Annotated in this window: 22 protein-coding genes and 3 pseudogenes; 6 read left to right on the top strand and 19 right to left on the bottom strand. The window is 47.8% G+C overall.

Annotation, left to right across the window (positions count from 1 at the left end; genetic code table 11):
- Window positions 1-22: 22 nt before the first annotated feature.
- From GN278_03810 to GN278_03775, 8 genes are all read right to left on the bottom strand, one after another.
- Complete coding sequence (locus tag GN278_03810; protein XAT60014.1) at window positions 23-565, bottom strand: hypothetical protein; 543 nt, start codon at window positions 563-565, stop codon at window positions 23-25.
- A 988-nt stretch (window positions 566-1553) separates the two neighbouring features.
- Window positions 1554-1727 carry a hypothetical protein gene (locus GN278_03805; protein XAT60013.1) on the bottom strand — a complete coding sequence of 58 codons (174 nt, stop codon included), beginning with the start codon at window positions 1725-1727 and terminating at the stop codon, window positions 1554-1556.
- Between the two features lie 237 nt (window positions 1728-1964).
- Window positions 1965-2753: a TIGR03084 family protein gene (locus GN278_03800; GenBank protein XAT62532.1), complete on the bottom strand. Its 789-nt coding sequence runs from the start codon at window positions 2751-2753 to the stop codon at window positions 1965-1967.
- Window positions 2754-4102: 1349 nt separating this feature from the next.
- Window positions 4103-5371: a carbohydrate kinase gene (locus GN278_03795; protein ID XAT60012.1), complete on the bottom strand. Its 1269-nt coding sequence runs from the start codon at window positions 5369-5371 to the stop codon at window positions 4103-4105.
- Window positions 5368-6342, bottom strand: coding sequence for a class II aldolase (locus GN278_03790; GenBank protein XAT60011.1), 975 nt, complete (start codon window positions 6340-6342; stop codon window positions 5368-5370). Before GN278_03790 ends, GN278_03795 begins: the two co-directional genes overlap by 4 nt.
- On the bottom strand, window positions 6339-7172 hold the full coding sequence (locus GN278_03785; GenBank protein ID XAT60010.1) for a TIGR01459 family HAD-type hydrolase: 834 nt from the start codon (window positions 7170-7172) through the stop codon (window positions 6339-6341). The genes GN278_03790 and GN278_03785 overlap by 4 nt, the downstream gene beginning before the upstream one ends.
- A 3-nt stretch (window positions 7173-7175) precedes the next feature.
- A complete protein-coding gene (locus GN278_03780; protein ID XAT60009.1) occupies window positions 7176-8111 on the bottom strand; it encodes an MBL fold metallo-hydrolase in 936 nt (311 codons plus the stop codon).
- 85 nt (window positions 8112-8196) lie between these two features.
- Window positions 8197-8862 carry an FCD domain-containing protein gene (locus GN278_03775; protein XAT60008.1) on the bottom strand — a complete coding sequence of 222 codons (666 nt, stop codon included), beginning with the start codon at window positions 8860-8862 and terminating at the stop codon, window positions 8197-8199.
- A gap of 124 nt (window positions 8863-8986) precedes the next feature.
- Here GN278_03775 and ugpC point away from each other — a divergent pair, with 124 nt between their 5' ends.
- The 6 genes from ugpC to GN278_03745 all read left to right on the top strand — a co-directional run bounded on the left by ugpC (window position 8987) and on the right by GN278_03745 (window position 15146).
- Window positions 8987-10072, top strand: coding sequence for a sn-glycerol-3-phosphate ABC transporter ATP-binding protein UgpC (gene ugpC / locus GN278_03770; GenBank protein ID XAT60007.1), 1086 nt, complete (start codon window positions 8987-8989; stop codon window positions 10070-10072).
- Between the two features lie 31 nt (window positions 10073-10103).
- Window positions 10104-11432, top strand: coding sequence for an extracellular solute-binding protein (locus GN278_03765; protein XAT60006.1), 1329 nt, complete (start codon window positions 10104-10106; stop codon window positions 11430-11432).
- 78 nt (window positions 11433-11510) lie between these two features.
- Window positions 11511-12416: an ABC transporter permease subunit gene (locus GN278_03760; GenBank protein XAT60005.1), complete on the top strand. Its 906-nt coding sequence runs from the start codon at window positions 11511-11513 to the stop codon at window positions 12414-12416.
- On the top strand, window positions 12416-13345 hold the full coding sequence (locus tag GN278_03755; protein XAT60004.1) for an ABC transporter permease subunit: 930 nt from the start codon (window positions 12416-12418) through the stop codon (window positions 13343-13345). The genes GN278_03760 and GN278_03755 overlap by 1 nt, the downstream gene beginning before the upstream one ends.
- Before the next feature lie 3 nt (window positions 13346-13348).
- A complete protein-coding gene (locus tag GN278_03750; protein XAT60003.1) occupies window positions 13349-14503 on the top strand; it encodes a hypothetical protein in 1155 nt (384 codons plus the stop codon).
- Entirely contained in the window at window positions 14496-15146 is a 651-nt protein-coding gene (locus GN278_03745; protein XAT60002.1) for a class II aldolase/adducin family protein, read from the top strand. Before GN278_03750 ends, GN278_03745 begins: the two co-directional genes overlap by 8 nt.
- A gap of 169 nt (window positions 15147-15315) precedes the next feature.
- Here GN278_03745 and GN278_03740 read toward each other — a convergent pair whose 3' ends face one another.
- The 11 genes and pseudogenes from GN278_03740 to GN278_03690 form a co-directional block, all read right to left on the bottom strand.
- The gene (locus tag GN278_03740; protein XAT60001.1) at window positions 15316-15462 is read right to left on the bottom strand and encodes a hypothetical protein; all 147 of its coding nucleotides are present in this window, start codon (window positions 15460-15462) and stop codon (window positions 15316-15318) included.
- Between the two features lie 201 nt (window positions 15463-15663).
- Window positions 15664-15858 (bottom strand): annotated as a pseudogene (locus tag GN278_03735) (CoA transferase).
- 41 nt (window positions 15859-15899) lie between these two features.
- A protein-coding gene (locus tag GN278_03730; protein ID XAT60000.1) for an IS3 family transposase occupies window positions 15900-17029 on the bottom strand; the annotation gives its coding sequence in 2 pieces (ribosomal slippage) (window positions 15900-16795 and window positions 16795-17029; 1131 coding nt in all).
- A 63-nt stretch (window positions 17030-17092) separates the two neighbouring features.
- Window positions 17093-18097: pseudogene (locus GN278_03725) on the bottom strand (CoA transferase).
- Complete coding sequence (locus GN278_03720) at window positions 18094-18972, bottom strand: hydroxymethylglutaryl-CoA lyase (GenBank protein XAT62531.1); 879 nt, start codon at window positions 18970-18972, stop codon at window positions 18094-18096. Before GN278_03720 ends, GN278_03725 begins: the two are co-directional and overlap by 4 nt.
- Before the next feature lie 391 nt (window positions 18973-19363).
- Window positions 19364-19540, bottom strand: a pseudogene (locus tag GN278_03715) (aldehyde dehydrogenase family protein).
- A gap of 193 nt (window positions 19541-19733) precedes the next feature.
- A complete protein-coding gene (locus GN278_03710) occupies window positions 19734-21143 on the bottom strand; it encodes a TRAP transporter large permease subunit (GenBank protein ID XAT59999.1) in 1410 nt (469 codons plus the stop codon).
- Entirely contained in the window at window positions 21143-21808 is a 666-nt protein-coding gene (locus GN278_03705) for a TRAP transporter small permease subunit (GenBank protein ID XAT59998.1), read from the bottom strand. Before GN278_03705 ends, GN278_03710 begins: the two co-directional genes overlap by 1 nt.
- Window positions 21809-21875: 67 nt before the next feature.
- A complete protein-coding gene (locus tag GN278_03700) occupies window positions 21876-22868 on the bottom strand; it encodes a DctP family TRAP transporter solute-binding subunit (GenBank protein ID XAT59997.1) in 993 nt (330 codons plus the stop codon).
- Between the two features lie 213 nt (window positions 22869-23081).
- Window positions 23082-24323: a response regulator gene (locus tag GN278_03695; protein XAT62530.1), complete on the bottom strand. Its 1242-nt coding sequence runs from the start codon at window positions 24321-24323 to the stop codon at window positions 23082-23084.
- Window positions 24313-26001 (bottom strand): sensor histidine kinase, encoded by a 1689-nt coding sequence (locus GN278_03690; GenBank protein ID XAT59996.1) that lies wholly within the window; start codon window positions 25999-26001, stop codon window positions 24313-24315. The genes GN278_03695 and GN278_03690 overlap by 11 nt, the downstream gene beginning before the upstream one ends.
- Window positions 26002-26110 lie beyond the last annotated feature (109 nt).

Here is a 26110-nt window from a genome sequence, read left to right as displayed (position 1 = left end):
CTAAAGAACCACTAAATTTTTCTTAGCTCTGGCCTAGATGGGCCTCAATCATTTTGATCGTTCGGATGGCAAGCTCGGTACCAATTTCAGCTGTCCTTCGGTTAAATTCATCCCTGAGCTTCTTTGTAAATGCCATATTGTCGTCCAGAACCACTAAGTACTCGTGCAAAGACGTATCCCGGCGGTCAACCCAAGTAGTTCCCTTTTGACCCGTACATATATCCGCCATTAACTTGATAAAATCGGCATCCAGCATTTCGCCTTGTGATGCCATATATGATAGTAAATTAGATACTGTTTCCTCCAAGCCTGTCAGCAGCTTAAATTTATCCTCTATTCCTTGCTTTTCTTGAAGAAAGTAACCAATTCGTTCAGTCATAATTGCTTGGCATATGCAAATTACTTCAAAATAACGTTTTTCTTCTAAACCCAACTTTAATTGCTCAAGGGCTGAATGAAAAAATCCAAAGCGTAATTTATTTTTTTCATCCTCTAATTTACAATCTAAAAGGGCAGCTGTTGAGACCACATCTGCTTCCTTCAAAAACTCATTTGGTTTTTTCAAAAAATCTACTGAATAGCTTCGGTATCTAAGCATAGGCTCGTGTGCTTTGATTGTTTAAGGGCTTTTGGAGTAAGAAAGGCGCTCTTTTTTGCCAAGTCAATGGGAGAACCAAATTTCTTATCTGACTCATTCAAATCCAATATCGATAATTTAAGGAAGGATAAGGTCTGTTATTTCACCAATACATTGCAGGGTCATAAAATAACCTCACGTGGTGTATCATCAAATCAACGGATACGCAGTCTCTTACAGATGACAAACAAAATAAATAAAATAGCTATACGGCAAATAAGAGATTACCGGAGTTTAGATCCAGACACTTGTTTTAGATGGGAAAATTAGCCTGAAGATTAATAAAGTCTACGCCGTGCAAACAGCGAAACAATAATTGATTACAAAGTTGGATTTACCGGCTCTGAGACAACAAAGCTTTTTGGTATGCACTGGCCCATTCGTGGGGCTTCGTTCCAATTGGAATTACATGAGGGCCTTATCGAACCAAACTCCAGCTCATTTTGTAATCTCGCTATTAAAGCAGAAATGGCAATTAAGGTTCAAAAACGATCACGTTTTTTTCAGTACGTCCTGTAGTCAACTTGCGTAATTTTATCTTTCTGCGTGCAAAAGACATTGCCGGACTTAATGGCAAACAATGGCCTTAGTAAGAGGTGATCGTATCAAAGTAAGATTGGCAAACCTTACCAGCAGCATATTAGGAAGCTTCCGTTTTATCTTTAGATAATAAATGTGGCCGCCTTTGATTCAGGAACCCTTTAGCCGATGGAATTTAGGACTGCATCTTCACTTAATTGGCTAAAAAGTCATTTGAGAAAACGTAATCTAATGATATCTGCAGGATATATTATTTTAGGCGGAACCGCTCTTGGTTTGCATAGGGTGCAATCCGGACAAGGCATCAATATAAAATTTAATGGGAAGACAGCTGTCCAATGCAATATAAGTCCAAGCACAAACTATCTTAAAAATCTCACTCATACTCTCTATGAGGTACATCAAAATCTGGGTTCAATTCTGCCCAGTTTTTTTTAGGCTCAATTAGATCTTCTTCTACTTTGGGTTTCGCAATCAAATTTTCTACTTTGGTACTTGATTCTATCTTCGTCCATATATTCGATAGTAATCCCGATACTAATACTGTCATGAAAACCTCAGCTCTTTATTGCAATTAATGCCCTATAAGCGACACTATTATGTCGTTAATAGGCTAATATTGGTGTAAAGGAAACTGAATAGTTATGTTGAAGCAGCACAGAGCTTAACAAACCATCATAAAGTGCTAATTTGTCTAATTTTTGATCATTTAGAGAATAGTATTTGTACATCCCAAATTTTATCAAACACGAATCGTGATCGGGCTGATCTAAAACCAGCGTCAAAGTTACTGCCGTGCCCGTGACCCTTTGGCCGGGGGTGTCTCGGGTGGGCCGGCAAAGCACTGCGCATTGGCCATCCATGTCATTGCAACGTCTCCTTCGACTTCTAACGCGGTATCTGCCAGTGCTCTCGTCTGCGTCACGACCGCTGCGAAATCCACAGCTGCACCCGAGATGCCCCCCGCCCCTTTCTCGCCAAACTGCCAGACTTCACCAGAAGGCGCCGTCAGACACAAATGGGGCATGGTTTCTGGCACGTCCAGACCATGTACCTTATGCGACCAGCCAAAGGTATTTATACCAAGGATCACAATATTCAGGATCCGATCCTGTTCCTCGCGCGCTACGCCAAGTGCGTCGAAAATTTCCATCCCGTGTGCCCAGGTCTCCATTTGTCTCGCTGTCATTGACGAGCGCGCCGACATAGACGGCCCAACCCATGGCAGCCGCGTTTTTGGATTTAAAAAAACCCAGCGTCCTGCCATGTCACGCACTTGTTCAATCCACGCATCACGCAGAGAAATACCTCGACGATCAATTCGGGCATTTTCCACGTCACGCAGGCTGCCAGTTTCGTTCAAAGCCTTGAAAGCGCCGCCCACCATGTCATGAAACGCCACTTCATCCTTTACACTCAGGTCCGCAGCGATGTTCCAGAAATACAGATGCACCAAAACATCTTCGATGGTCCAGCCTTTGAACTGCGTCACACGTCGCAGCTCTGCATCATCCAGAGCCTCTATTACACGATAAAGGGTTTCGCTTTCCGCCTTGAAATCTTCGGCTTGCGACAATGTCATGCCATTCCCCCCAATTCACTCCAGCAAACAATGCCGCCAGCAAACACCATCGTCAATCACATCGTGAGCAATTTCCTGATTGCCTGCATCCCTTAAAGGGTCAGCCATAGTTTAGCACAACTGCATGTATATGAATGGCACCTACGCGGAGTCGCGCTGTAACCCATTCTATGCTTTCAGGATCACCTTTTAAAGATAAGTACACGAAACAGTGTCTCATTTGCGATCTGTTTGTTAGCCCAAAGTAGAGCACGATTGGGCTTGAAATAGTTATTCTAGCTCGCAGCGCTTAATTATAAGCTTTTTCCACTATGTTTCTTCCTTTGTGGTCAAAAATATCTCATTCAAACTTTACGCTTGGAGCAAATCAAAAGCCCAGCCTCTGACAGTTCCTAAATTGCGGAAAAATACTAGAAGGAAAGAGTGTTATGGTATTGGAAATCTGCTCAAGGGCGATCCTTTTACTCGGGCTTTAGCACATTTCGCAGTCTGGATGCGGGCTCTGATACTTCGCTGAGATCCAAGGCCGTTAAGATATAAAGAAGCTGGCTTTTCATCAGAGCCTCTGCATCTTGGCCATCTTTTCGAAGGAATGCATCAACAAGGGCATGATGATCATACTTTTCGCATAAAGCGCTCAGAGGCAATAGACCCAACAAGCTGAGTATTTCAAGAATATGTCTAATATCCCAGCTTTGACAAACTTCGCCCGATAAAATCAGAATCAGTCATTCTAAGATGTGAACAGTATTCATCGAATTTAGCAGCAGTAACCAGTGCCTTCGACTTAGACTTCTGAGCAGACCTCGTCACCTTAAGCCCCTGAACAATATGAGAGTAGGAATAGTGGCTCAAAGGATCGGCAGGGAATCGTCTTGAGAATTAATAATACCCAGAACAGTTAAACGTATAAGGGACTTTTTTGGTCAGTAATATGATTAATACTCTCTCCAGTCCAATACTCGGGTAAGTTAAATTATGGTAATTTTATCAGTAGGTTATATTGGTAGATTGCCTAAGCCTGATTGATAGTGGCGCACTGGGGAGGTGATGGATCGGTCAGCAGGAAATGACCCAACGCATTAACCCCATAAAACAAGGCGACTGTTTCATTGTAGTGATACCATTCCTTTGCAGGCTATTGCAGGTACGCAACTGGTAAACCTTCCAATCAAAACAAGTCTTAAACAGTCTCACTATATCTGGCCTAACCAAGCGCTGAACATTAAACCGCCGATTATAGAAACTTTACTGAAAAATGGTACATGAATAGGAGGCTGTAAAGCCGTGAAACTGTCAAACTGCTTCCAGATATTGAAATTTGAAGAATAAATTAACTAGTTTTAAGAGAGCATACGCGAAACTTTTGCCGCTCCTATTGCGGCTTCAGAATATACTGCCCGACATGGCACGCACTGTAGAGCCTTAGCGCGAATTTCAGTCCATACATCATTACTGGCTCCTCCTCCTGCCGTGAAAATCTTTTTTGGATATCCACCAGCGCGCGCCTCAATCTCGCTATAACACTTTGCCTCAATAGTGGCGATGCCTTCAAATAGAGCTTGGAGGAATAAAGCATCGTTTCCAGGACGCGGAGCTGTGCGCGGCTTAAGGTTAGGGTCGTTAACGGGAAACCGCTCTCCTGGCCGCACGAGCGGGTAATAATCAAGGCCTGCGGGTGTGCTTGGATCAATCTGCGTACTCAATTTGGTCATTTCCTCTGGTGTGAAATGCTTCAAAAGCACTGCGCCACCGGTGTTGGATGCACCGCCTACCAACCATGCCTCACCAAGCTTATGCGAGTAAAGTCCAATTTCCTGATCATCTATTCTGTGCGGACTGAGCATTTTGACCGCAAGGGTTGAGCCAAGTGATGTCACAGCAACCCCCATTTCCAAAGGCGCTGCCGCAAGAAATGCAGCGATGCTGTCTGTTGTACCGGCACAAACAATAGGTTTTACCGGCAGACCAATGTCCATGGCAACCTCATCATCTAGCCTTTCGATTGGCGCTCCAACTGCAAGCACCTTGGGCAGGAGTTTAGGATTAATCACGGCCTCAAACCAGTCTGGCCAGCGCCCTGTCTCTGGGTCATATCCAGTTTTAAGACTATTATTGTGATCAGACAAACCCGGCTGGCCGGTTAGTTTGGCAGCAATAAAATCAGCCTGATGCAATAAATAACTGGCTTTTACCTCTGTTTCCGATTCCAGCCGCATTGCGCGTGCCAGTGCCGAGTTTGCCCCTTGGGTAATGTGATATTCGGATGCATATCTTGCAATTAAATTTGCTTCCGCATCGAAACCTTTTGAATTGTACATCAGAGCGCGGCTGACCGGCCGAATTTGGGCATCAGTCAGAACCATCGACCCAGACGTTCCATCCACTGCAATTCGGGTGATAAGCGACTGATCGTAGTCCGTGCTTTTCAGTGCGTTGACTTGCAATTTAAGACAGGTTTTAACAGCCTGCCACCACAGATCTGCATCAATCCGGTCAGGGTTTTGTGGTGCATGATCTGCACGCATGGTGGAGATCAATGTCCCATTTTCATCTAGCACGGCCGTGCGGACGCCGGATGTCCCAATATCTATTCCAAGCGCAAGCGTCACGCCCGCGCATCCATTGCCTGGCGATATTTTTCGGCGTCCCAATTCAATAGTTCGGCTTCTGCCGCCGGTCCAATCGGATCAATACGCCAACTTTCAGGAACCCGCGACAGTACATCTGAAAGGCATTTCAACATAGCTCGTTGACTGGTACTTGCATCTTTGCGCAGCATGATGCCCGTTCCCGCTTGTAAAACAGCGGGCCATTTTTCTGTTTCCTTTGTGGGCAAAGCAGGTCCCAAAAACACAGTGTGGTCTGGATAATAAGTGCCACCCAAGGCGCGTTTACTTGCTTTAATATCTTGGGCAATCCAGCCCTCAGGTGCCCATTCAAAACCCTCTAATGCTGGTTCCAGTGGGGCTTTGTAGTTTAGCGCAGTGCGATTTAAAGTGAGGCTTTTTTCAACCTCTTCGATAAGATCTGAAACTTCCCCGACAGTCGCACCCAAACAGATCAAGCCATGATTTTGAAGTAATATGACCCGTGTGTCAAAGTTGACCCTTGCAAGAATTTCTTGTGTCAGCGGTAGGCCGGGTTTGGCATATGGCACAAGCGCAAAGGGCAATCCTGACAGCTTGTTTTTCGCTGCTTCACGGCCCTCTGGGCTAATGGCATGGGCAATGGTTGCAATGGAATGGGTGTGTGCAACAACCGCATGGTCTAGCGCCGCGTGGAACGTCGTCTCAATAGAGGGGCGCAGTGTAACTGAGGGATCAATAACTGTTGCTTTGCAGCTTCCGTCGCCTGCTTCTTTGAGAGCTTCTTTTGTTGCAGCGTGGCGATCAACGGCCACGAAAATCTCCTGCTTTACGGCGTTGGCCAACTCAGTCCCTGATGCCTTGATCCACATCACATCTGACCCTTTGATGGAGGTATTACCTCCTGGTCCTTGCACCTGAAGGGAATCACTTCCAAGCCGCGCAGAAAAATCGCGAAACTCTGGCGTTAAAAGATTTAGTTGGGTATCTTTCATTTCAAAATCTCAATAGTATATGTGGGGGGATTGCATTCTTTCTCAGTCACCAGTCGCGCCAAGGTGTTTTCAAAGGCTCCTTGCTTGAAATCAGCAGCGTACAGTCCCCCGCAGACCAGAACACTGTCCCACCCACTTTTTTGGGCTCCCGCGATATCATGTTCAAGGCTGTCTCCAACCATTAAAAGTTGATCAGAGCCAAAAGCCTTTTCCAAAGCTTGGAAAACTGGCCGGTGGGGTTTGCCATAAAAGCAAACATTGCCACCTAAATCGGCATAGGCAAAGCCCAGCGCACCAGGCGATATCACCAGGCCTTCACGGCGCGGTGATTGACGGTCGGGGTTTGAACAGTAAATCGGCAAATCGCCTTCAAGCATTTTAAAAAGTATAGGTTCCCAAGTTTCTAACAAGCTACGATCCGGTAGCCCCATCAAAAGAACCGCCTCTGCATTGCGAAGGTCACAAAACTCTATATCAAGACCTAAAGCCCAAGCTTTGGCATCGCCAGACGATCTTTCAATGGCAAAGAACCGTCGAGCAGGTATTAGCCCCTTTGCAATATCTTGCCACAGAGCCTCTCCACTTGTCATAACATTGGAAAAAATATCGAGTGGAAATCCGATTTCTTCAATCCGGGACACATTTAGGGCAGCGCGTTTGCCCGAATTGGATAGAACAGCAAGCCTGATCCCGCTTGCATGCAACTGCGTCAGTGCTTCCAAAGCATGCCCATAAGGCGCGCTGCCATCGTGAAGAACTCCCCATTGATCTAGCACAATGGCATCGTAGTTTGCCGCTATTTCCGCAAGAGAGCTAATTTGTTGGGTCATTTCTTAATATTCGGCCATATCCCTGGGATCCGTCAAGGATGCCAAAAAAGCCTCGACTTCTTCTGACCCCATGGCTGGGGCTGATTTTGAAGCTAAACCATTTGCCATATCTCCAAAGTAAAACTGAAAACCCGGGATAACCTGACGGCGTTTGCGGAGCGGCATCCCCTCATAGGGGAATACATCCGACCGTGCATTTGCTTCTTCGTCGTGGCAGGGTAAAACGTAATCCGCGCGCTTATCAATTTCTTCAACAGATTTCCAACCCTCATAAGAATTAACAAAACGGGCAGGAACCCAGTAGCGCCATTTCTCGGCAGGATTTGGCTCCAGGTTCCGCTCAAGAAAAATGGCGTCACCTGCAATCACAATATCACCCATCGATGTAGAAACTGTGACAGCCATATGGCCTACGGAATGCCCCGGTGTGTGAAACATGGTTATCCCCGGCAAGACTTCGCATTCATCTTCAACCGCCTCAAAGACACAGCCCGCATAGGGGGGCTCAATGCCTAAGATACCGCATTCGTAAGTGCGATAATAGAGCGGTAAAGGGTTATAAGCCATTTCAATCTCACCCCTGGGCGCAATGTAGCGGGCGTTTCTAAACTGTTTCATGTTCTGGACATGGTCCCAATGCAAATGCGTAAAAACGATTGCATCAATCTCATCGGGATGAACCCCAAGCTTCTGCTCCAAATGCTCGTGCACCTCAAGGCAGCCGCGCTTTTCGCATTTGTGATGATACTTGCCGGCGCGTGCCTCGTCACAAAGCCCTGTGTCGACCAGTATTTTGTGCTCACCCGTATCAACATAGTGGCAATACACTGGATTCCAGTATTTTTTCCCAGCTGGTCCCTTCCAAAATATATAGGTGCCAAGGTCTGCTTCCAACCACCCTGTATTGATTGGGTAAATTTTGGTTTCTTGAACGCCCATGATGCCTTAATCCTTTCTTGAATCACTATATGTATACAAAAATATTATTTTGCATCCATTTTCAAGAGAAAATCGCAAATTTATTTTAATTTGCTTGTAAAGCCTGAATAAAGCTTTCAGTCATATGCTCCCGCATACCCTTAGAAGCGGTTCCAGAATCTTCTGAGAAGATATCGTCAATCAAGGCGCGGTGACTTTCAGCAGACTCCATTAAGTCCTCACGCGTACCAAATTTTTTAGCGCGAAATGGGCCTGTTCTACGGCGAAACTCCGAGGCTATTTCTGCAATATATGGATTACCTGTGGCACTGTAGATTGTTTGATGGAAAGCCTCATTTGCCCTAAGGTAAGCACCTCTGTCACCAATTTCTGCAGCTTTAACGCAATCTGCTTGAGCAGTTTCAATTTCAGATCTTGCCAGTAGACTAAGCCTTTGAGATGCAATTCGAGCGCAAGCAGCCTCAATTTCGTGCATAGCCTCAAATATTTGACTAAGCTCTTCGCGTGTATACTGCGATACAAAAACCCCACGTTTTTCACCAGAAACCAAAACGCCCTGCGCGGTAAGGCGTGATAATGCTTCTCGAACTGGGGTACGGGAAGCCCCAAACCGCACCGCCAGCCCCGTCTCATCAAGGCGTTCACCGGGCGCGAGCTCCCCCACACTAATTTCCTCAATCAGGGCCTGTTCGATTCGCTGTGCTGTTGACATTTTCCGAAATTTTATGCGATTTGCCTGCTCATCAGTCATTGATTGTGCCTTTTGAATTAGAATTACACTATAAATTTAAAGAAAATTTTGAAAAAGTCAATTTTGTATATTTACATTTGGTTCTGTATACAAAATCTTGTTAATAAGAGGTGGGAGGTATCAGATGCCGAAGATTCGGTTGGAAAACCTTATTAAACGTTATGGCGAAGTTCAGGTTCTGCATGGCATTGATCTAACAATGGCAGAAAATGAATTTACCGTCCTGGTCGGCCCATCGGGCTGCGGAAAATCCACAACGCTGCGGATGATAGCGGGATTGGAAACTGTTTCTGAGGGCGAGATCTACATGGATGACCGTCCAATCAGTGCGCTAGAGCCAAAGGACCGAAACCTGGCAATGGTGTTTCAGGACTATGCTCTTTATCCGCACATGGATGTGGCAAAAAATATCTCTTTTGCCCTACGGCTTCAAAAGCGCCCAAAAGCTGAAGTTGACGCAAAAGTGCGCGAAGTCGCCGACATAGTAGGGTTAAAAGAATTTCTGACTCGCAAGCCCGGAGCGCTTTCTGGCGGTCAAAGGCAACGGGTTGCGATGGCTCGTGCGCTGGCCAAAGATAGCGACACATTTTTGTTTGATGAACCACTGTCTAATCTTGATGCTAAATTGCGAGGTCAGATGCGTGCTGAACTGGCTTTGATGTCTCAGCGCGTCCAAAAGAACATGATTTATGTCACCCATGATCAAATCGAAGCAATGACGCTTGCCGACCGTATTGTGGTAATGCACGGAGGATATATCCAGCAGCAGGGCACACCAGAGGATCTTTTCAAACGCCCCGTAAATAAATTTGTCGCAGGATTTATCGGCTCGCCCCCAATGAACTTCCTAAATGCTGAATTGGTGCAAGAGGGCGATAGTATGTTTGCCCGTGGTGATAATTTTAAAATTGCATTGCCTATAGAAAAGACAAAATCGCTTGGTAGAACATCAGGGTCTATTATTCTTGGAGTTCGTCCATCGGACCTATCCTACGATGCAAATGCAAGAGACACGCGATCCCTCGACCTTCATGTAAAAGTTTCCGAATACATCGGCGCACAATCAGCTCTGATGTGCGCTTGCGGCACTGCCACTGTGACTGTGGAACTCAAATCCGAGACCCCCATAGCACTTGGCAATACACTCAGGTTTGCGGTCAGACCTGAGGGAATTCATTTGTTTGACCGCAACAGCGAACTGGCGCTTTGACGTGCCACTTTGGCAATAGGGAGGAAAACTCATGCTAAAGAATATTATCAAGAAAACCCTCGGGGCCTCGACCGCGATTGCACTGGCAACAGCTGCAATGGCAGACCCTTACGACGACTATGCTGGTACCACTTTGGTGGTAAATTTCCCAGCGCACCCACATTACAATGCAGTGATGAAAATCCTGCCAGAGTTCACAAAAGAAACCGGCATCGAAGTTGAGGTGGACCAGCTTCCATATTTAAAAATGCGCGAGCGACAGACTTTGGAGCTTGGGCAAGATGAGGGTGATTATGACCTGATAGCATATGTGGTTTTTTCGAAAGCCGATTATGTCTATGCCGACCAGCTTGAAAATCTAGCGCGTTACTTCATGAATCCCAAGCTGGCCGACCCCAATTACGATTCAGATGATCTGATCGACGGGTATGTTTACAATATCGGCTTTGCCGGTGGTAACAAGGGCTACCTTGAAGGTAAAACCGGATCACTTTTTGGTATTCCATATGGATCCGAGACATCAATTCTTGGCTATCGGAAGGACATATTTGAAAAGCACGGTCTTGAGGTTCCAGAAACCTATGATGAAATGCTCGACATCGCCTGTAAAATTCCACAGCTCGAACCCGGTATGGGTGGCCTTTCATCGCGGGCGGCATCTGGTCACCATGCATCGCACGCATTTCTGTTGCACCTTGCGCCACTTGGTGGACGCGTGTTTGACGACAACTGGAACCCGATCGTCAACAATGACGCAGGCGTAGCGGCAGCTAATGCCTTGAAGAAAATCGTAGATTGTGGCCCAGAAGGTGCCGCATCCTTTGGCTTTGGCGAAGCGCTGGGTTCATTTCTAAATGGCGACACAGCGATGTTCCTCGATACAACGGTTGTGGCTGGTCAAATAAACGACCCGTCCAAATCTAAGGTTGTTGGCAAGGTGGACTGGGCAATGCACCCCATGGGTGTCCGTCGCGGATCACAAACTGGAGGCTTTGGTATTGGCATCCCTAAAAATGCCGAGAACAAAGAAGCAGCCTTCTTGCTGATGCAGTGGCTTACATCAAAAGCCGGGGATAAACTTGTTGCACTGGCTGGTGGAAATCCGTCACGCTTCTCAACCCATGCAGATGAAGATGTAAACACCAAATTCCCACACATGGCGACCTTTGGTGAGGCGCTCAAGCACGCTGACCCAGACTGGCGTCCGATTATCCCTGTCTGGGGTAAAATCAACGCTGATCTAGGAACCACACTGTCGAAAGTACTGACAGAAGGTCTGGACATCCAAGAAGCGCTGAATGGTGTGGCTGAACGCACCAAAGTAGTGATGGAAGAAGCAGGTTATTATACCTGGCAATAAATAATGATCATTGCACGGCCCGGCTTCGGGCCGTGCATCCTAAGACACGTGCCAAACAAAAGGCTTTGGAAAACACATATGCAATCCATGAACCGCCTTACACCCTATGTGTTTATTGCGCCTGCAATTATTATCATGGGGCTCGCGCTATTATACCCTTTGGGCTACATGATATATGGATCTTTTAGAGCTTGGGATCCAAGTCAGGCTATCGGTGAAACCAATTTTTTAGGGCTGAAAAATTACATCACTCTTTGGTTTGACCCAGCCTTCCGGGAAAGTCTTTCTGTGACATTGATCTTCGCGGCCTCTGTTGTGTCAGCAGAGCTGGTGTTGGGCGTGGGGCTTGCATTGCTTTTGGATCGTAACATCCGAGGCATGTCGGTACTGCGCACGCTTTTTATCTTGCCGATGATGATTGCACCGGTGGTTGTTGGTCTAATGTGGCGGTATATGTACCACCCTACGGTCGGTAACTTTAACCGCGCTCTTAAAAGTTTAGGATTAGAGGGTGTGGATTGGCTTGGCCAAAACGCACTATTATCTGTAATTATTGCAGATATTTGGCAATGGACCCCGTTTATTTTTATCCTTTCGCTGGCTGCTCTTCAGTCATTACCACGCTCTGCGCTGGAAGCTGCGCGTATCGACGGAGCAACGGGCTGGCAGCAAATCGTATATATCAAGCTTCCGTTGATGATGCCTGTCCTCATTGTCACGGCGCTCTTACGATTGATTGATGCTTTCAAAGTGCTCGAAGTCATCTTGGTGATGACAGAGGGTGGACCAGGACTATCCACCGAAATCTTAGCCTTACGCATAAGCCGTACAGCCACTGAGTTTCGAGAACTGGGAACCGCGGCGGCTATGTCGAATTATCTGTTAATGTTGTTGCTGATGCTCACGCTTGTCATGTTCATCATAGCGCGATTGCAAGAGGTGCGCGCCGCTCGATTGGCCCGCCAGATACAGGAAGATGAGTAATGAAGGCTGATCGCCAAAACCCTGCCTTTTATGCCCTTTTGGTTGCCCTGATATTTATGGCTGTCGGGCCCATCCTTTTAATGTTCATCAATAGTTTCAAGCTGGATGTCGATATCATTTCCGGAACCTCCGGGCTTTTGTTCTTGCCGACACTACAGAATTACGAAACCGCACTGTGCGATGTCCTTTGGTACGAGCCGGAACATCTAGACTTTTGTGCGCTCAAGTTTGGGGGTGCATTTACCAACTCTCTTATCATCGCATTAGTGTCGACAATGCTCACGCTGGTGATCGGTACCATGGCAGCCTATGCATTGGTACGCTTTCGCTTCATGGGTAGAGACACCGTTTCATTGACTACTTTGATGGTGCGCATGGTTCCACCTGCCGTTTTGCTGGTGCCTGTATTCGGTCTTTGGAATAATGAGTTCTGCATCGGGAAAAGGACCTGGCTGGGCGAGCTCATCCGCGATGCTATAGGGGGCCGTGGGGATGTCTGTCTTGCCGGAACGCATTCGGGTATAATCCTGATCTATGTGGCCATGAATCTTCCATTTGTGATCTGGATATTGCAGAGTTTTATCGTACAAGTCCCCCGATCCTTGGAAGAGGCCGCTAGGGTTGATGGCGCTGGACCGTTTCAAGTATTCTTTAAGGTGGTTCTGCCGCTTATAAAGCCGGGTCTTGCTGCGGCCGCTATCTTTACATTTCGCATCGCTTGGAATGAATATTTGCTAGCCTCTGCCCTTTCAGACAGAAACACCAAAACGGTTCCTATTTTGATTGTTAATAATATGTCTGAATTCAATATTGAATGGGGTGTGATCATGGCCACAGGTATGCTTTTGGCCATACCCCCAATCATTTTTACCCTCTTTGCGAGCCGTCAGATCATTACAGGAATGACCGCTGGCGCGGTGAAAGGCTAATCTATGGCACAGGCGCGTGTTCTTGTGCTGGCAACGCTAATCACCAAGGCCGAAGAGACAAATTATTTTTTACGCTGTCTGCACGACCATGATGTGACGGGCGTACCAATTGATCTATCGCTTGACACAGGTGGCAAGATTGTTGATGGGCCAGACAAACTCTCCGCTATGAACGCCGCTGGCTTGCGGGCCAGTGAAGCGGTTTCCAAAGCGCTCAAAGAAGGCGTGCAAGCCGTCATTGGGCTAGGTGGGGGCACAGGCGGCGAAATTGCTTTGAAGGTGCTACGGGACTTGCCAATTACCTTGCCTAAGGTCTTGATTACAACGCTGCCTTTTGACCCCAGAAATGCTGTGGCAGATAGTTCAATTATCCTTGTTCCTACGCTGGCAGATATATGCGGATTGAACGCAACACTGCGGGAAGTTCTTGAAAATGTGGCAGCCCTTACTGCTGGCCTTTGTAAAGCGCAACACGAACTGGGGTCTGATACGGTCAAAACCTCAGTTGGGATCACGTCACTGGGCGCAACAGAAGCTGCTGTTGGTCCCCTTGTTGCAAGGCTAAAAGCGCTTGGACAGGAAAGTACGGTCTTTCATGCAAATGGGTTTGGCGGCGCTGCCTTTTCCCGTTTCATTGATCTAGGCGCTTTTAATGCAATCGTAGATCTTACCCCCCATGAACTTACCCGCCTGCACATCGCAGGTGCGCATGCGCCAATGCCAAATCGTTTTAGCGCGGGCGGTGATCTGCCCAGAGTGGTTTTGCCAGGTGCCTTGAATTTTGTCGGTTTGGGTGAAAAATCGACCCTGCCCGGGCACTATTTGAGCCGCGACCATTATGAACACTCTGGCTATTTCACCCATGCCAAACTGACCAGCGCGGAAATGCAGATCGTTGCTGAACTTTTGTACAAAAGCCTAAACCAACATAAAGGCGACGTGACTCTCATTGTTCCAATGGGGGGGTTTTCTCATCAAGACCGACCAGGCGGCAGCATAGAAGATAAATGCCTAAGAACGGTTTTTTTGGATACGGTAGGTAAAAATCTACACGAGAAAATAAAGTTGCGAGTGTTACCTCAGCACATTGGTGAACCTGAGGTGACAGATGCTATTCTTGCCGCACTTCCATCTATTCGAAGGGATTCAAATGTCTGAACTAAGGGACAAAAAAGACGCGCTCATTGCGACCGCAAAACGCTGCTTCAACCTACGTCTGCAAACAAACGCAGGCGGAAACCTATCGGTGCGACTTGAGGACCGAGAGGCTATATTAATAAAGCCTTCTGGTGTGGGGTTTAACGAATGTACCCACGATAACCTTCAAGTCGTGCATCTTGATGGCACCATCGAGCCATCGGAATTTAAGCCTTCAAAAGACCTAGGTTTCCATCTCGATCTTTACCGGATTCGAAAAGATATTCGTGCAGTTGTTCATTGCCACTCTCCTTGGGCAACCGGCTACGCCAGTGCGGGGCTGGAAATTCCCTGCCTAACGGTGCAGACGATTGAAAAAATCGGCCGCATGCCTCTTATTCCACTCTGTCCTCAAGGTGGCCCTCAGACCAGCCGTGAAATTAGCCCAGTATTTCGGGATGAAAAAATTGTGGCCGCTGTTTTGGCGAACCATGGCACAATAGGTGTTGGATCAAGCCTGATCAAAGCGCAATATCTGGCAGAAATCATCGAAGAAACGGCACAGATTGCATATGTTCGAGACACTTTATTGGCGGCCCATGGCTTGAGCACAGTTGATGAACCAAACTATGGTACGGCTTCTGAAGTCACTCGCTCCAAGTAAAGCTACCATACGCTTGAAAAATGACCTAACCCACTGGTATCATTTAATTTATTCGAGAAATGGGGAAAATGGCGCACCGGTCAAGCAACTGAAAATCATAAAGGTTTATTATTATCAATAACTTACTGAGGCTGCGTTTTGGAAAAGGGGTCTGAAAATCGGTCCACTGTTACTGCTGCGCCATGTCTGTTTCTACCGTGGCAGCCATACCAATGAGAATTTTTGTGCCGATCTGGCACCGTTGACGCGCAGCAACATGTGCAATTGTAATACCAACTCCGATAAGCTGCGAATATCCAAGATCAAAATGCAGCACAGCCCCTTCTTAAATGTTGCTGAAATTACTAATTTCGATTGGTTCGTTGCTACCGCGAACGATCCTAACGAACGAAACTTCACCCCAATGGCAAGGCGTGATATTTCCGGTCACAAAGGCATTCTGTGCGATCCACCGATCCAAGCCATCCAATCGAGGAGATGTTCGATCGATCTCGCTCAGTGGTATTTAACACACTCCTCACTTGTCTGAGGTCGCAGCGCTACCTAGCAAGGGACGCAAACGCTCCAACGCTTCATCCGAGTACCCCAACTCGCGCGCGACAGCCTCGTTGTGCTCGCCAACTTGTGGTAGGTCCCGATAGAGGCCAAGCCGGGTGCCGCCGTATTCAAACGGCAGCGTTGGAACCTGCGTCCGCACACCATTACTCAGGGTTTCTGGACCTGTCCCGCTTTAGTGCCGCTCCGAGTTCTCACTTAAGCGGCTATCCGTTCGAAAGCCAAGGGGCTTTTCCAGCCTAATGCAGAATGTCTGCGGCGTGGGTTATAAACGCCATTGATATATTTGAAGATAGCCAGTTCAGCAGCACGGCGTGTGTGCCAAGTATTTCGCCATATCAGTTCAGCCTTGATAGTTTTGAAGAATGTTTCCATTGCTGCATTGTCATAGCAATTACCCTTTCCTGACATTGATATTTTAAATCCGTGTTTGCGAAGCCGAGCCTGGTATTCATGTGAGCAATATTGGCTTCCACGATCACTGTGATGGATGCAATCCTTAGGAGGACGCCGCAAAGCAACCGCCATGTCTAACGCACGTATTGCCAGATCCTTCTTCATCCGATTACTGACCGACCAACCGATGATGCGCCTTGAATGTAAATCAAGTACAGCAGCCAAGTATAGCCATCCTTCACGTGTCCATATATAGCTAATATCAACCACCCATTTTTGATTAGGCTTATCGGTAGTAAAATCACGATCCAGCAGATTTGGCGCAATATTAAACTTGTGATTACTATCCGTTGTGACCTTATGTTTACGGGTTCTGATAACGGATATGGCGTTCTGGCGCATCAATCTTCCTACACGGCGGTGGCCGACCTGCAGACCTAACTCTTTCAGCTCTTCGGTCATTCTGACGCGCCCATAACTATTGTGACTTAGGGCGAATTGATCCCGAATATGAGCCAATAAAACCATATCCGTTCTCTGACTTTGGTTGATTGGTCGTGTGCGATAGGCGCGGTAACCACGTGCACTGACATTCATAATATGACACAGACGATTGATTGGAAGCGTGCCACGGTGTTCTTCGATAAACTTAAACCTCACGGTTTTTGCTTCGCGAAGAACTGTGTTGCCTTTTTTAATATTTCCCTCTCCTCACGAAGCATGCGGACTTCTTTTCGCAGCCGTTCGTTTTCGTGAATCAAATCAATTTGTGGCTCAGGCGTAGAAACTGTATCGCGTTCTTCTTTGATCCAGCGGCTCAGTGTCGAAAAACCAATCCCAAAGTCCGATGCGACCTGCTTACGGCTAAGCCCACTTGTTAATGCTACGCGCACAACTTCCTGTCTAAATTCTGCTGTTGGTTTGTTTCCCATGTGTATTCTCCTTTAGTGCATAATATGCGGTTAAAGGAGCGGCACAATTCCGCGACAGGTCCATACTTCAACCGTCGCACCAGTGTGGTTCACATGAGGGTCGTCAAAAAGCTGATCCGGTCGCAGGATCGGTGCAAAGGGAAGGCCAACACGTTTGCAGATCGTTGTGGCTTCTGACAGGTCTTGCCTTCCAAACATTTCGCTCAGGCGTGGCATGAACGCGTCTCGGTGCGCCACCCGTTGCGCGTTGGTCTGAAGTTCTGCATCCTCAAGCAGATCGTCTAGGCCGAAGGCGTTGCAGAATTCAACCCACTGCTTGTCGCTGACCACGCCGACAAAAATCTTCTCACCACCGGCCGTCTCGAATACGTCGTAGACCGCCCACGCAGATACACGATCAGGCATCGGCGCCGCGGGAACTCCAGTTTGACGGTACTGGACCATATGCTGCGCGACAAGAAACATATTGTTCTCAAATAGCCCAGAGCGGACGAAGGTGCCCTTGCCGGTGCGCTTTCGTTCCCATAGCGCGGCCTGAATAGCAATTACTCCGAATAGCCCGCCCATCACGTCATTAACCGAAGCACCGGCACGTAACGGGTGCCCTTCGGGCCCCGTCATATAAGCCAGTCCACCCATCATCTGCACCACTTCATCGAGAGCGGCGCACTGCTCGTAAGGGCCGCTGAGAAAGCCCTTCAGCGCGCAATACACCAAGCTAGGGTGGATCTCTTGCATTGCATCATAGCCAAGGCCGAGACGATCCAGAACTCCTGCACCGAAGTTCTCAAGCAGAACGTCGGACGCACACACAAGGTCGGTAGCAAACTCGAGACCCTGAACGGACTTCAAATTCACGGAGACGCTCCGCTTGTTGCGGTTATAGGTTCCAAAATAGCCAGCGCCTGAGCCAGGCAGACGGCGGGTCTTATCGCCCTCCGGAGCAGGTTCGACTTTAACAACATCGGCACCGAGGTCAGCAAGGATTAGCCCACAGGTAGGACCCATCACCATGTGGCTGAATTCGACGACCCTGATACCCTCTAATGGGCGTGGCACGCTTGTCATGTTGCACTCCTTTCATTGGCGTAGGTAAAGCCCTTAGGCAAGCCAGCCTCAGGGACGTTGCCATAGATGTCCTCACCTGGCAGTCCGCGTAGCAGCACCTCACGTGCGGTGATCAACGCATCTAAATTAATGCCTGTGCGCAGACCCATCGCTTCTAGCATAAATACAAGATCTTCAGTCACAATATTGCCAGTTGCTCCCGGTGCATAGGGGCAGCCGCCAAGTCCGCCAAGCGAGGAATCGAAGGTGGTCACGTCAACCTCGAGGGCGGCCACGACGTTGGCGAGGCCTTGACCCAGCGTGTTGTGCAGATGAGCACCTGCCATTTTCTCCGTACCGATCTCACTACGAAGGCGGCGGAACATGCGTTTGATCTGGGCCGGGTTGGCATAGCCAGTCGTATCCGAGAGACCGATGCTATCTGCACCCGCCTTTGCCAATAGGCCGGCCATCTCGATCACCCAGTCCTCCGATACCTTACCCTCGAGTGTGCAGCCAAACGCTGTTGAGATGCCTACCTCGACATCCGGACGCTGCTCGACGGGCAGAGAGTCGCGAAAAGCGCAAACGCTGCGGACCTCTTCAATCGCATCTTCAGGGGTCTTGCCAATATTATTGAGGCTGTGCGCCCGCGAAGCTGAAGGCGGCATGGTCAACTTGCGCGCACCAGCTGCCATCGCGTGTTTTGCACCTTTAAGGTTTGGGACCAACGCCAGAACCGAAAGACCTTCAAGTTTGTTCGCTTCTCTTACGAGCGTGGCGCAATCGGCCATCTGTGGTAGTAGGCGCGGAGATACGAAAGATCCCACTTCGATCTCCCGAAGCCCAGAGGCCGCCAGCGCTTTGATCCAATGGAGTTTGGCCTCTGTCGGCATCGTGCGGTCAATGCTCTGTAGCCCGTCCCGTGGTCCGACTTCACTCACCAGTACGTCAATTTCTTGAGGCACACCGAATCCCTCCTCTATAAATTTTGCTTGGCAGACATAATTTGTGTTTAGTGGAAACTATGGCAAAATCCTCATCATATCCACAAAATCGATGGTGCAGATCAACTCGTCAAGCGGGCAGTCACGATCATCAATTTCATTGGGCTTCATCCAGATATGGGCGGCCTGCCCCCAATCTTCGGCGTCCATGCATCATGATGTTACCCCCAAATCGCGCCTACTTTCTATCGGTCTGAGAACTGGGCATCGTTATAGCCAAAATCGGCCAACCCATTAATCGAATCAAGAATGCGCATGCCCTTAAGCGGTGCCTGCTTCATTACCCGCGGGCCTCGTGCACAACCTTGGCTGCAGTGAAAAACTCGCGGGCATAACCACCTTTGTCTGGCGGACCATAGGAAGATCCCTTTTTACAGGTGAACAGCGCATGTAGATCCATACCTGCTGTTGGAAGGTTGATCTGAACCATGCCAACCTTGGCGTGGTCCCTGAAGTGCCGCTGACGTAAGACATGCTGAGGGTTGCTCTAACAGGCGGGATAAGCATGTAGGAGAGTTTTCGGGGAGCGAACAGAGCATATTGGTCTACCAAACCTCTGCGACTAAAACTCAAATTGCAAGCATTTTAGTTATGCAAAAATAAATGGCAGCCCCCAGAAAGGTGCTGCCAATCTTTTTTGACCACTACACCTATTTCACAATAATTTCTGGTCCCATGATCAAATTAGGCAGGAATGTCGAAATCCATGGCACGTAGGTTACCAAGATCAAGAAAACGAATAGAACGCCAAGAAATGGAAGGGCAGCTCGTACAACCGACATCATTGGCATACCGGCAACCCCAGAGGTCACAAACAGGTTCAACCCAACCGGCGGAGTGATCATACCGATTTCCATGTTTACGACCATAATAATTCCTAAATGGATGGGATCGATGCCCAGTTCTATGGCAATTGGAAAAACCAATGGTGCGACAATCACAAGCAATCCTGAAGGCTCCATGAACTGTCCACCAAGCAGCAGAATGATGTTTACGACGATAAGGAACATCACTGGTCCAAAGCCTGCGGACAACATTGCATTTGCCACAGTTTGCGGAACTTGCTCGTCCGTAAGAACATGCTTCAAGATGAGCGCGTTTGCGATTACGAACAATAGCGTAACAGTCAGCTTGCCCGCGTCCAACAGGGTTTGCTGCGTGTCCCTATGAAAAAATGCCGTCACCAGCGCCGAGGGTTGGCGCCATAAAGGGGTAGTTCTCGTGGGCCCCTCTACATGCGCAGCTGAAAGGTGGCGTGGGCCTTTCTCGGCAAGAGGTCCCATGTCTTTGTAGATGAAGTTGGCAATGAAGAAAGCATAGACCGCGGCAACTGCGGCCGCTTCGGTCGGAGTGAATATCCCGCCATAAATACCGCCTAGAATAATCACTATCAGGAAAAGGCCCCACCCAGCTTCGAGTCCAGATTCAAAGATTTCTCCCCAACCCTGCCATTCACCCTTGGGTAAGTTCTTTACCTTTGCCATGACATAGATAGCGGTCATAAGCATAAACCCGGCCAGAAGTCCCGGAATGACACCAGCGAGGAACATCCGCCCAACAGAAACTTCCACTGAAGCTGCATAAACAACCATCACAATAGACGGCGGGATAAGGATCCCCAACGTGCCTGCGTTGCAGATAACACCGGCAGCAAACTCCTTTGAATAACCAACCTGAATCATGCCTCCGATGACAATTGTTCCAATTGCTACGACCGTTGCTGGCGAAGAGCCAGACAGCGCTGCGAACAGCATGCATGCAAAAACACCCGCAATAGCCAACCCGCCAGGCAGATGCCCGACGCAGGCAATTGAGAACCGGATGATCCGTTGTGCAACACCACCCGTCGTCATGAACGATGCTGCCAGAATGAAAAATGGGATGGCGAGAAGCGTATAGTGGCCCTCGAAAGCGCTGAACAGCGTTTGGGCAACCGACGCCAGTGAACTGTCAGAAAATGCCAGCAGAAACAGCACTGAGGACATGCCAAGTGCAACCGCGATCGGCACACCAATGACCAGCAGGCCAATGACCAGGGTAAAAAGTAGTACAACTTCCATCAGTTTTTCTCTCTTAACTGCTCATGTGCTTCTTGGATTTCGTCTTCAACTTCATGGCTAGCCACCACACGGTCGATTTTGCCAATCCAGAGTGCCCATCCAGCTTGCAGGAAACGGAAGAGCATGAGGGCCATAGACAATGGCAGAATAAAATATGGCAACAAGCGCGGGATTTTCTCATATTCTTCGCCCTCGTTGAACACGGTCTCCATCCATCCCAATATGGCAGGATGCGGGATATCGTTGACCTCGTACCACCCCTTGCCGCGGTACTTCTCCTCAAAGCCGAGTGGGAACCAACGGCCCTCTGTGCCGGGGAGATTGGCAAAATTAGCCCAATAGTCCCATGCCCCCTTCAGCATCAGGAAACTGAAAGCGACGCATATAGCCACAGCGACCAGCCCCAAGACGCGTCGTGCTTCCGGAGCTAGAATGTTGACGATGATGTCAACACCAAGGTGGGAGCCCTTCTTCACCGCATAAGATGCCCCAAGAAGCACGAGCCAACCGAATAGGAAGACTGTGAGTTCCAGAGCCCAAAGGATGTTATTATTGAAGCCGTACCGCGCCACAACATTGGCAAATGTGATCAGTGCCATCATGCCAAGAATGCCCGCAATCAACATCTCTTCAAGGCGGTCGATGAACGATTTTGAATGATCCATATTTAACTTTCCAAGCATGTCCGGAGGCGTCTTATACGCCTCCGGACACAAGTTGAATTTAGTTTTCTTAATTGAGGGCCTGTGCTGCGTCGATCATGTCCTGACCAACATCATCAGCAAACTGGTCCCAGACTGGTTTCATGACATCAACCCAAGCCTGACGCTCTTCAGCGGTCAGCGTCCGCACCGTAGCGCCAGCATCGATAATAGCTTGCCGGTTCGTCTGGTTTACAGCAAAAGACTGGGCATTCCGAAGCTCAGTGACCTCGCCCAGGATAGTCAGGAACTGGTCGCGGACATCCGCATCTAGGTTCTCGAGCCAATCGACACTGGTCACGACCAGATAGTCAATAATGCCGTGGTTGGTCTCAGTGATACCGTCCTGCACTTCGAAAAACTTCTTACCATAAATGTTTGACCACGTGTTTTCTTGCCCATCGACGACGCCTTGCTGCAGCCCTCCATAGACTTCTGAGAAGGCCATCTTTTGCGGAGCTCCTCCGATTGCTTCCATCTGAGCCACCAGAACGTCCGATGACATCACACGGAATTTGAGGCCATTGGCGTCTGAGGGTGACATCAAGGGTACATTGGCCGACATTTGTTTCATGCCATTGTGCCAAAACGTCAAACCCTGAAGGCCGCGGCGCTGCATGCTATCTAGCAAGGCCTGACCTGCATCTGAGGCTTGGAACGCATCGACGGCTTCAATGTCCTCGAACATGAAAGGCAAGTCGAAGATTCTGAACTGCTTTGTGAATTTCTCAAACTTGGACAGCGATGGTGCTGCCAACTGTACATCGCCTTGAAGCAGCGCCTCAAGCACCTTGTTATCATCATAAAGGGTCGAGTTTGGAAAAACCTCCATACAGGCTTTGCCATTCATCTCCTCATTGACACGCTCGCTCAGCAGTGTAGCCGCTATTCCTTTAGGATGCTTGTCAGTGTTGGTCACATGACTGAATTTGATAACGGTTTCGCCCGCATCGCAGGCGGCGCTTACTGCATTGGCTGATATAGTCAGTGCAAGTGCAGTTATTGTTGTGGTGATTAGTTTCATATCTGTCCTCCCAGACCTTAATTTGGTGGAGAATAATATTTCTGCAGGCAAATTTTGTTCAATAAGGAATATAAAAAATCTCAAAAATTCAAGTAAACATAGATAAAATAATGGGTTACATTGTTACTTTCGATTATCATTATAGATATTGGCTATCAAACGTGCGGTTTTTCGCACAATTATAAAAGGCTTCTGTGCGGGTTTTTGCACGGTTTATTTTCGAAAGTTTTCGGCCCTAAGCCCATATTTCGACAGTTTATCATAAAACGTCTTGCGAGGTAATTTAAGCGCATTGGCTGCTTGTGTTGCACGCCCTTTATGCTGCAACAGAGTTTTTTCGAGAATTGATTTTTCAAAATCAGATAACTGTTTGCCAAGGCCCTCTGTGCCTTCAACAAATTGCAGAGAGGCTTCAGTGTTTACGCCAAGAACAAAGCGCATTGCGTCATGCATAAGCGCGCGCGTGTTACCGCTCCAATCGCGGGACAACAGCTCCGATATTTTTTGATCTGTAATCTCGGGTTCAGGCAAACCAGATTGTTCGGCTGCTTGCCTTACATAATGTTGATACAATACAGGTATATCTTCGCGACGCTCGCTTATCGCCGGGATGCGAACCGTGAGGGTTGCCAGTCGATAAAACAAATCAGAAATGAACGTTTCTTGGTGTTCTAGTTCGGCTATCTCTAAATGTGTTCCCGCGATGACCCGGGTATTGTGTTCTTTTTCAAGAAAGTCGATAAGTGCGAGCTGTGTATCAGCGGGACATTGATCGATTGCATCAAGGAACAGAGTTCCGCTGTCGCATTCATAAACGATTTCCAGTAATTCTTGTCGACTGAGTTTTATCGCAGATCTTTTTTCCAAAGGTCCAGCGGCTCGTTCGCTGGACAGGTGTATTACTTCTGCAATTTTGGAAATTCCTGTCCCAGGTGCGCCCGTCACAATGACATCAGATTTAGTCTTGCCTGCAACTCTGACTGCATTACGCAATTGTTCTACTTGCGCCGAGCGTCCAAATATCATCCGTGCAGATAGGTCACCCATAATCGCTTGCTTTTTCAGGTTCCTATTCTCAATAACGAGCCCACGTATTTTCAGAGCTCTTGAGAGTACCGGTAATAGGCTTTCTGATGAACATGGTTTTTCCAAAAAATCGAAGGCTCCTGCAGACATTGCTTGCACAGCCATTGGAATGTCTCCTTCGCCTGTCAAAAATATAACTGGTAAATCGGCATCGATATCTCGACAGTACTCGTTCAGGTGAAAACCATCTCGCCCTGGCATTCGGATATCAGTTAAAACAACGCCCTCAAATTCCTCAGATATGTGGTCTTTGGCTTCTATAAAGGATGCACAGGCGATAACCTCATAATTCTCTAAACGAAGGGTTTGAGATATGGCAGAACGCACAGCAGAATCATCATCCACCAACAAAATAAGGTTAATGTTCATCGTTATTCCGTTTATCCAAAGTGACGACCATATGTGCACCAGTTGATGAATTCTTTCCTTTAATATCGCCACCAAAGCTTTGAACTAAGCCATAAGATATCGAAAGTCCAAGTCCAAGTCCCTCACCTTTATCTACAGATTTTGTTGTATAGAATGGGTCAAACATCTTTTCTGGGTCGTCAATACCAGGTCCAGTATCCGTGACGTGTATTTCGACTTGGGTTCTAACAGAGACCCTTATTGAGAGCTTTCGCTCTTTACTTTCTTCCATCGCATCCAGTGCATTCGAAATCAAATTCACAACAACTTGAGATAGACGAACTTCGCCAGCATTTACATAAACTGGTGCAGAGGGCAGATCAGTAATTAATTCAGTTTGTGTTTGGTCAATCCGCGTCCGAGTTAGGGAAAGCGCGGCCTTGATCACATCGACCACATCCACGCGGCTCATTGGCTCGTGTTCATTCCGTGCGAAGGCACGCAAGTTCTTTATAATGCGTGCCATACGTTGAGACAATTTTTGTATTTCCGATAGATTATTATGCGCGTTTTCAGTATCGTTAATTTGTAGAAAACGCCCTGCATTTTCAGAGTACTGTTGAATAGCCATGAGCGGTTGATTCAATTCATGGCTGATACCCGCAGACATCTTACCAAGGGCCGATAGCTTTCCTGCTTTTACAAGTTCAGTTTGCGCTGCGCGCAAGTCCGCAGTTTTTTCAGCAACTTTCAATTCTAGCTGTGTATTGGTATCAGCTAAAACGCGTCTCCTTTGGACTGTAACTAGGATAAGTGTCCCTAAGAAAAGAACGAGAACTGCAGCAATCGCAGCCTGTAAATTCGCAATCTTGGCCGCTGGCCCCAAATCGACAAGGATCTCGGCACGCATGCCAATAACAGCTAGATCTTTGGTAAGATGTAATGAGGTTTTAGGTACGTAAGGACCCCAGTTCGTAGTCCATATCTCTTTGCCACTTATTGTAGTGGACTCAAATTTTGGGAAATCGCCTGTTGGCGGATGTAGACCAATGTCATTCGGTTCTCTTGTCCAGCCGATGAGTTCAGAACGATTAGAGATAAAGATCTTTTCTTTTCCATCCATGAAGAAGACTGTTGGAACTGTGCCTCGCCATTCAAACTCCAATCGATCAACATCGACTACCACCAATAAAACTGCCTTAACTTTCCCGCTTTTAGCAAAATGAGGTGATGCAAAATAGTATTGACGTTTGCCATTCAAATTGTAACCGCTTGACGATCCCAAAGCCCCATCCACTGCCCGATTCAAAAGTTGTGAAAGTACTGAGCCTTGAACGATAACTTGATGAGCACTGCTGAGCAGCTTACCACTCACGTCGTAATAGGCTAAGTTGGTCGCGCCAGTTTTATCGGCCGAACGCATCAATATTTCTTGTGCTTCTAGACTTAAATTAGTCGCTCTTGGCGCCTCTAGCAAAGCTGATAATTTTGGATGATCCACGATCAGAACAGCGAGTTCCCGGTACCGTCTGAGTTGGAATTGCAGTCTATCTGTTGCAAGGTTTAGATCACCTGCACCTGTTGACGCAGCCAGTTTAATCCCCTGGCGGTAACTTAACTGCCAGATCAATGAGCTTGTGAGTACGGCAGTGACAAGTATGCCAAGCAATAAGGTAAAAGTGCGTTTTTTTATTTGCATGCCCAGCCCGAAGATAAACGAAAGATGCTCAACGACTGTATTTCATAAACTTTAAGACCAAGAAAGAGATGATATTTATTAGGAATAGCGTTTACGGTTGAGCCTTTTT

It is taken from the genome of Rhodobacteraceae bacterium Araon29, assembly GCA_039640505.1.
Taxonomy (GTDB): domain Bacteria; phylum Pseudomonadota; class Alphaproteobacteria; order Rhodobacterales; family Rhodobacteraceae; genus CABZJG01.
The sequence above is the reverse complement of the archived record's forward strand: the minus strand, read 5'-3'. Positions and strand labels throughout refer to the sequence as shown.

Bases quoted from the DNA above. Each gene is read 5' to 3' on its own strand.
- ugpC (XAT60007.1), top strand. From the start codon at position 8,987: ATGCCGAAGATTCGGTTGGAAAACCTTATTAAACGTTATGGCGAAGTT.
- GN278_03695 (XAT62530.1), bottom strand. From the start codon at position 24,323: ATGAACATTAACCTTATTTTGTTGGTGGATGATGATTCTGCTGTGCGT.
- GN278_03700 (XAT59997.1), bottom strand. From the start codon at position 22,868: ATGAAACTAATCACCACAACAATAACTGCACTTGCACTGACTATATCA.
- GN278_03780 (XAT60009.1), bottom strand. From the start codon at position 8,111: ATGGGCGTTCAAGAAACCAAAATTTACCCAATCAATACAGGGTGGTTG.
- GN278_03805 (XAT60013.1), bottom strand. From the start codon at position 1,727: ATGACAGTATTAGTATCGGGATTACTATCGAATATATGGACGAAGATA.
- GN278_03705 (XAT59998.1), bottom strand. From the start codon at position 21,808: ATGGATCATTCAAAATCGTTCATCGACCGCCTTGAAGAGATGTTGATT.
- GN278_03765 (XAT60006.1), top strand. From the start codon at position 10,104: ATGCTAAAGAATATTATCAAGAAAACCCTCGGGGCCTCGACCGCGATT.
- GN278_03785 (XAT60010.1), bottom strand. From the start codon at position 7,172: ATGACCCAACAAATTAGCTCTCTTGCGGAAATAGCGGCAAACTACGAT.
- GN278_03720 (XAT62531.1), bottom strand. From the start codon at position 18,972: ATGCCGACAGAGGCCAAACTCCATTGGATCAAAGCGCTGGCGGCCTCT.
- GN278_03755 (XAT60004.1), top strand. From the start codon at position 12,416: ATGAAGGCTGATCGCCAAAACCCTGCCTTTTATGCCCTTTTGGTTGCC.
- GN278_03790 (XAT60011.1), bottom strand. From the start codon at position 6,342: ATGAAAGATACCCAACTAAATCTTTTAACGCCAGAGTTTCGCGATTTT.
- GN278_03775 (XAT60008.1), bottom strand. From the start codon at position 8,862: ATGACTGATGAGCAGGCAAATCGCATAAAATTTCGGAAAATGTCAACA.
- GN278_03760 (XAT60005.1), top strand. From the start codon at position 11,511: ATGCAATCCATGAACCGCCTTACACCCTATGTGTTTATTGCGCCTGCA.
- GN278_03745 (XAT60002.1), top strand. From the start codon at position 14,496: ATGTCTGAACTAAGGGACAAAAAAGACGCGCTCATTGCGACCGCAAAA.
- GN278_03750 (XAT60003.1), top strand. From the start codon at position 13,349: ATGGCACAGGCGCGTGTTCTTGTGCTGGCAACGCTAATCACCAAGGCC.
- GN278_03690 (XAT59996.1), bottom strand. From the start codon at position 26,001: ATGCAAATAAAAAAACGCACTTTTACCTTATTGCTTGGCATACTTGTC.
- GN278_03710 (XAT59999.1), bottom strand. From the start codon at position 21,143: ATGGAAGTTGTACTACTTTTTACCCTGGTCATTGGCCTGCTGGTCATT.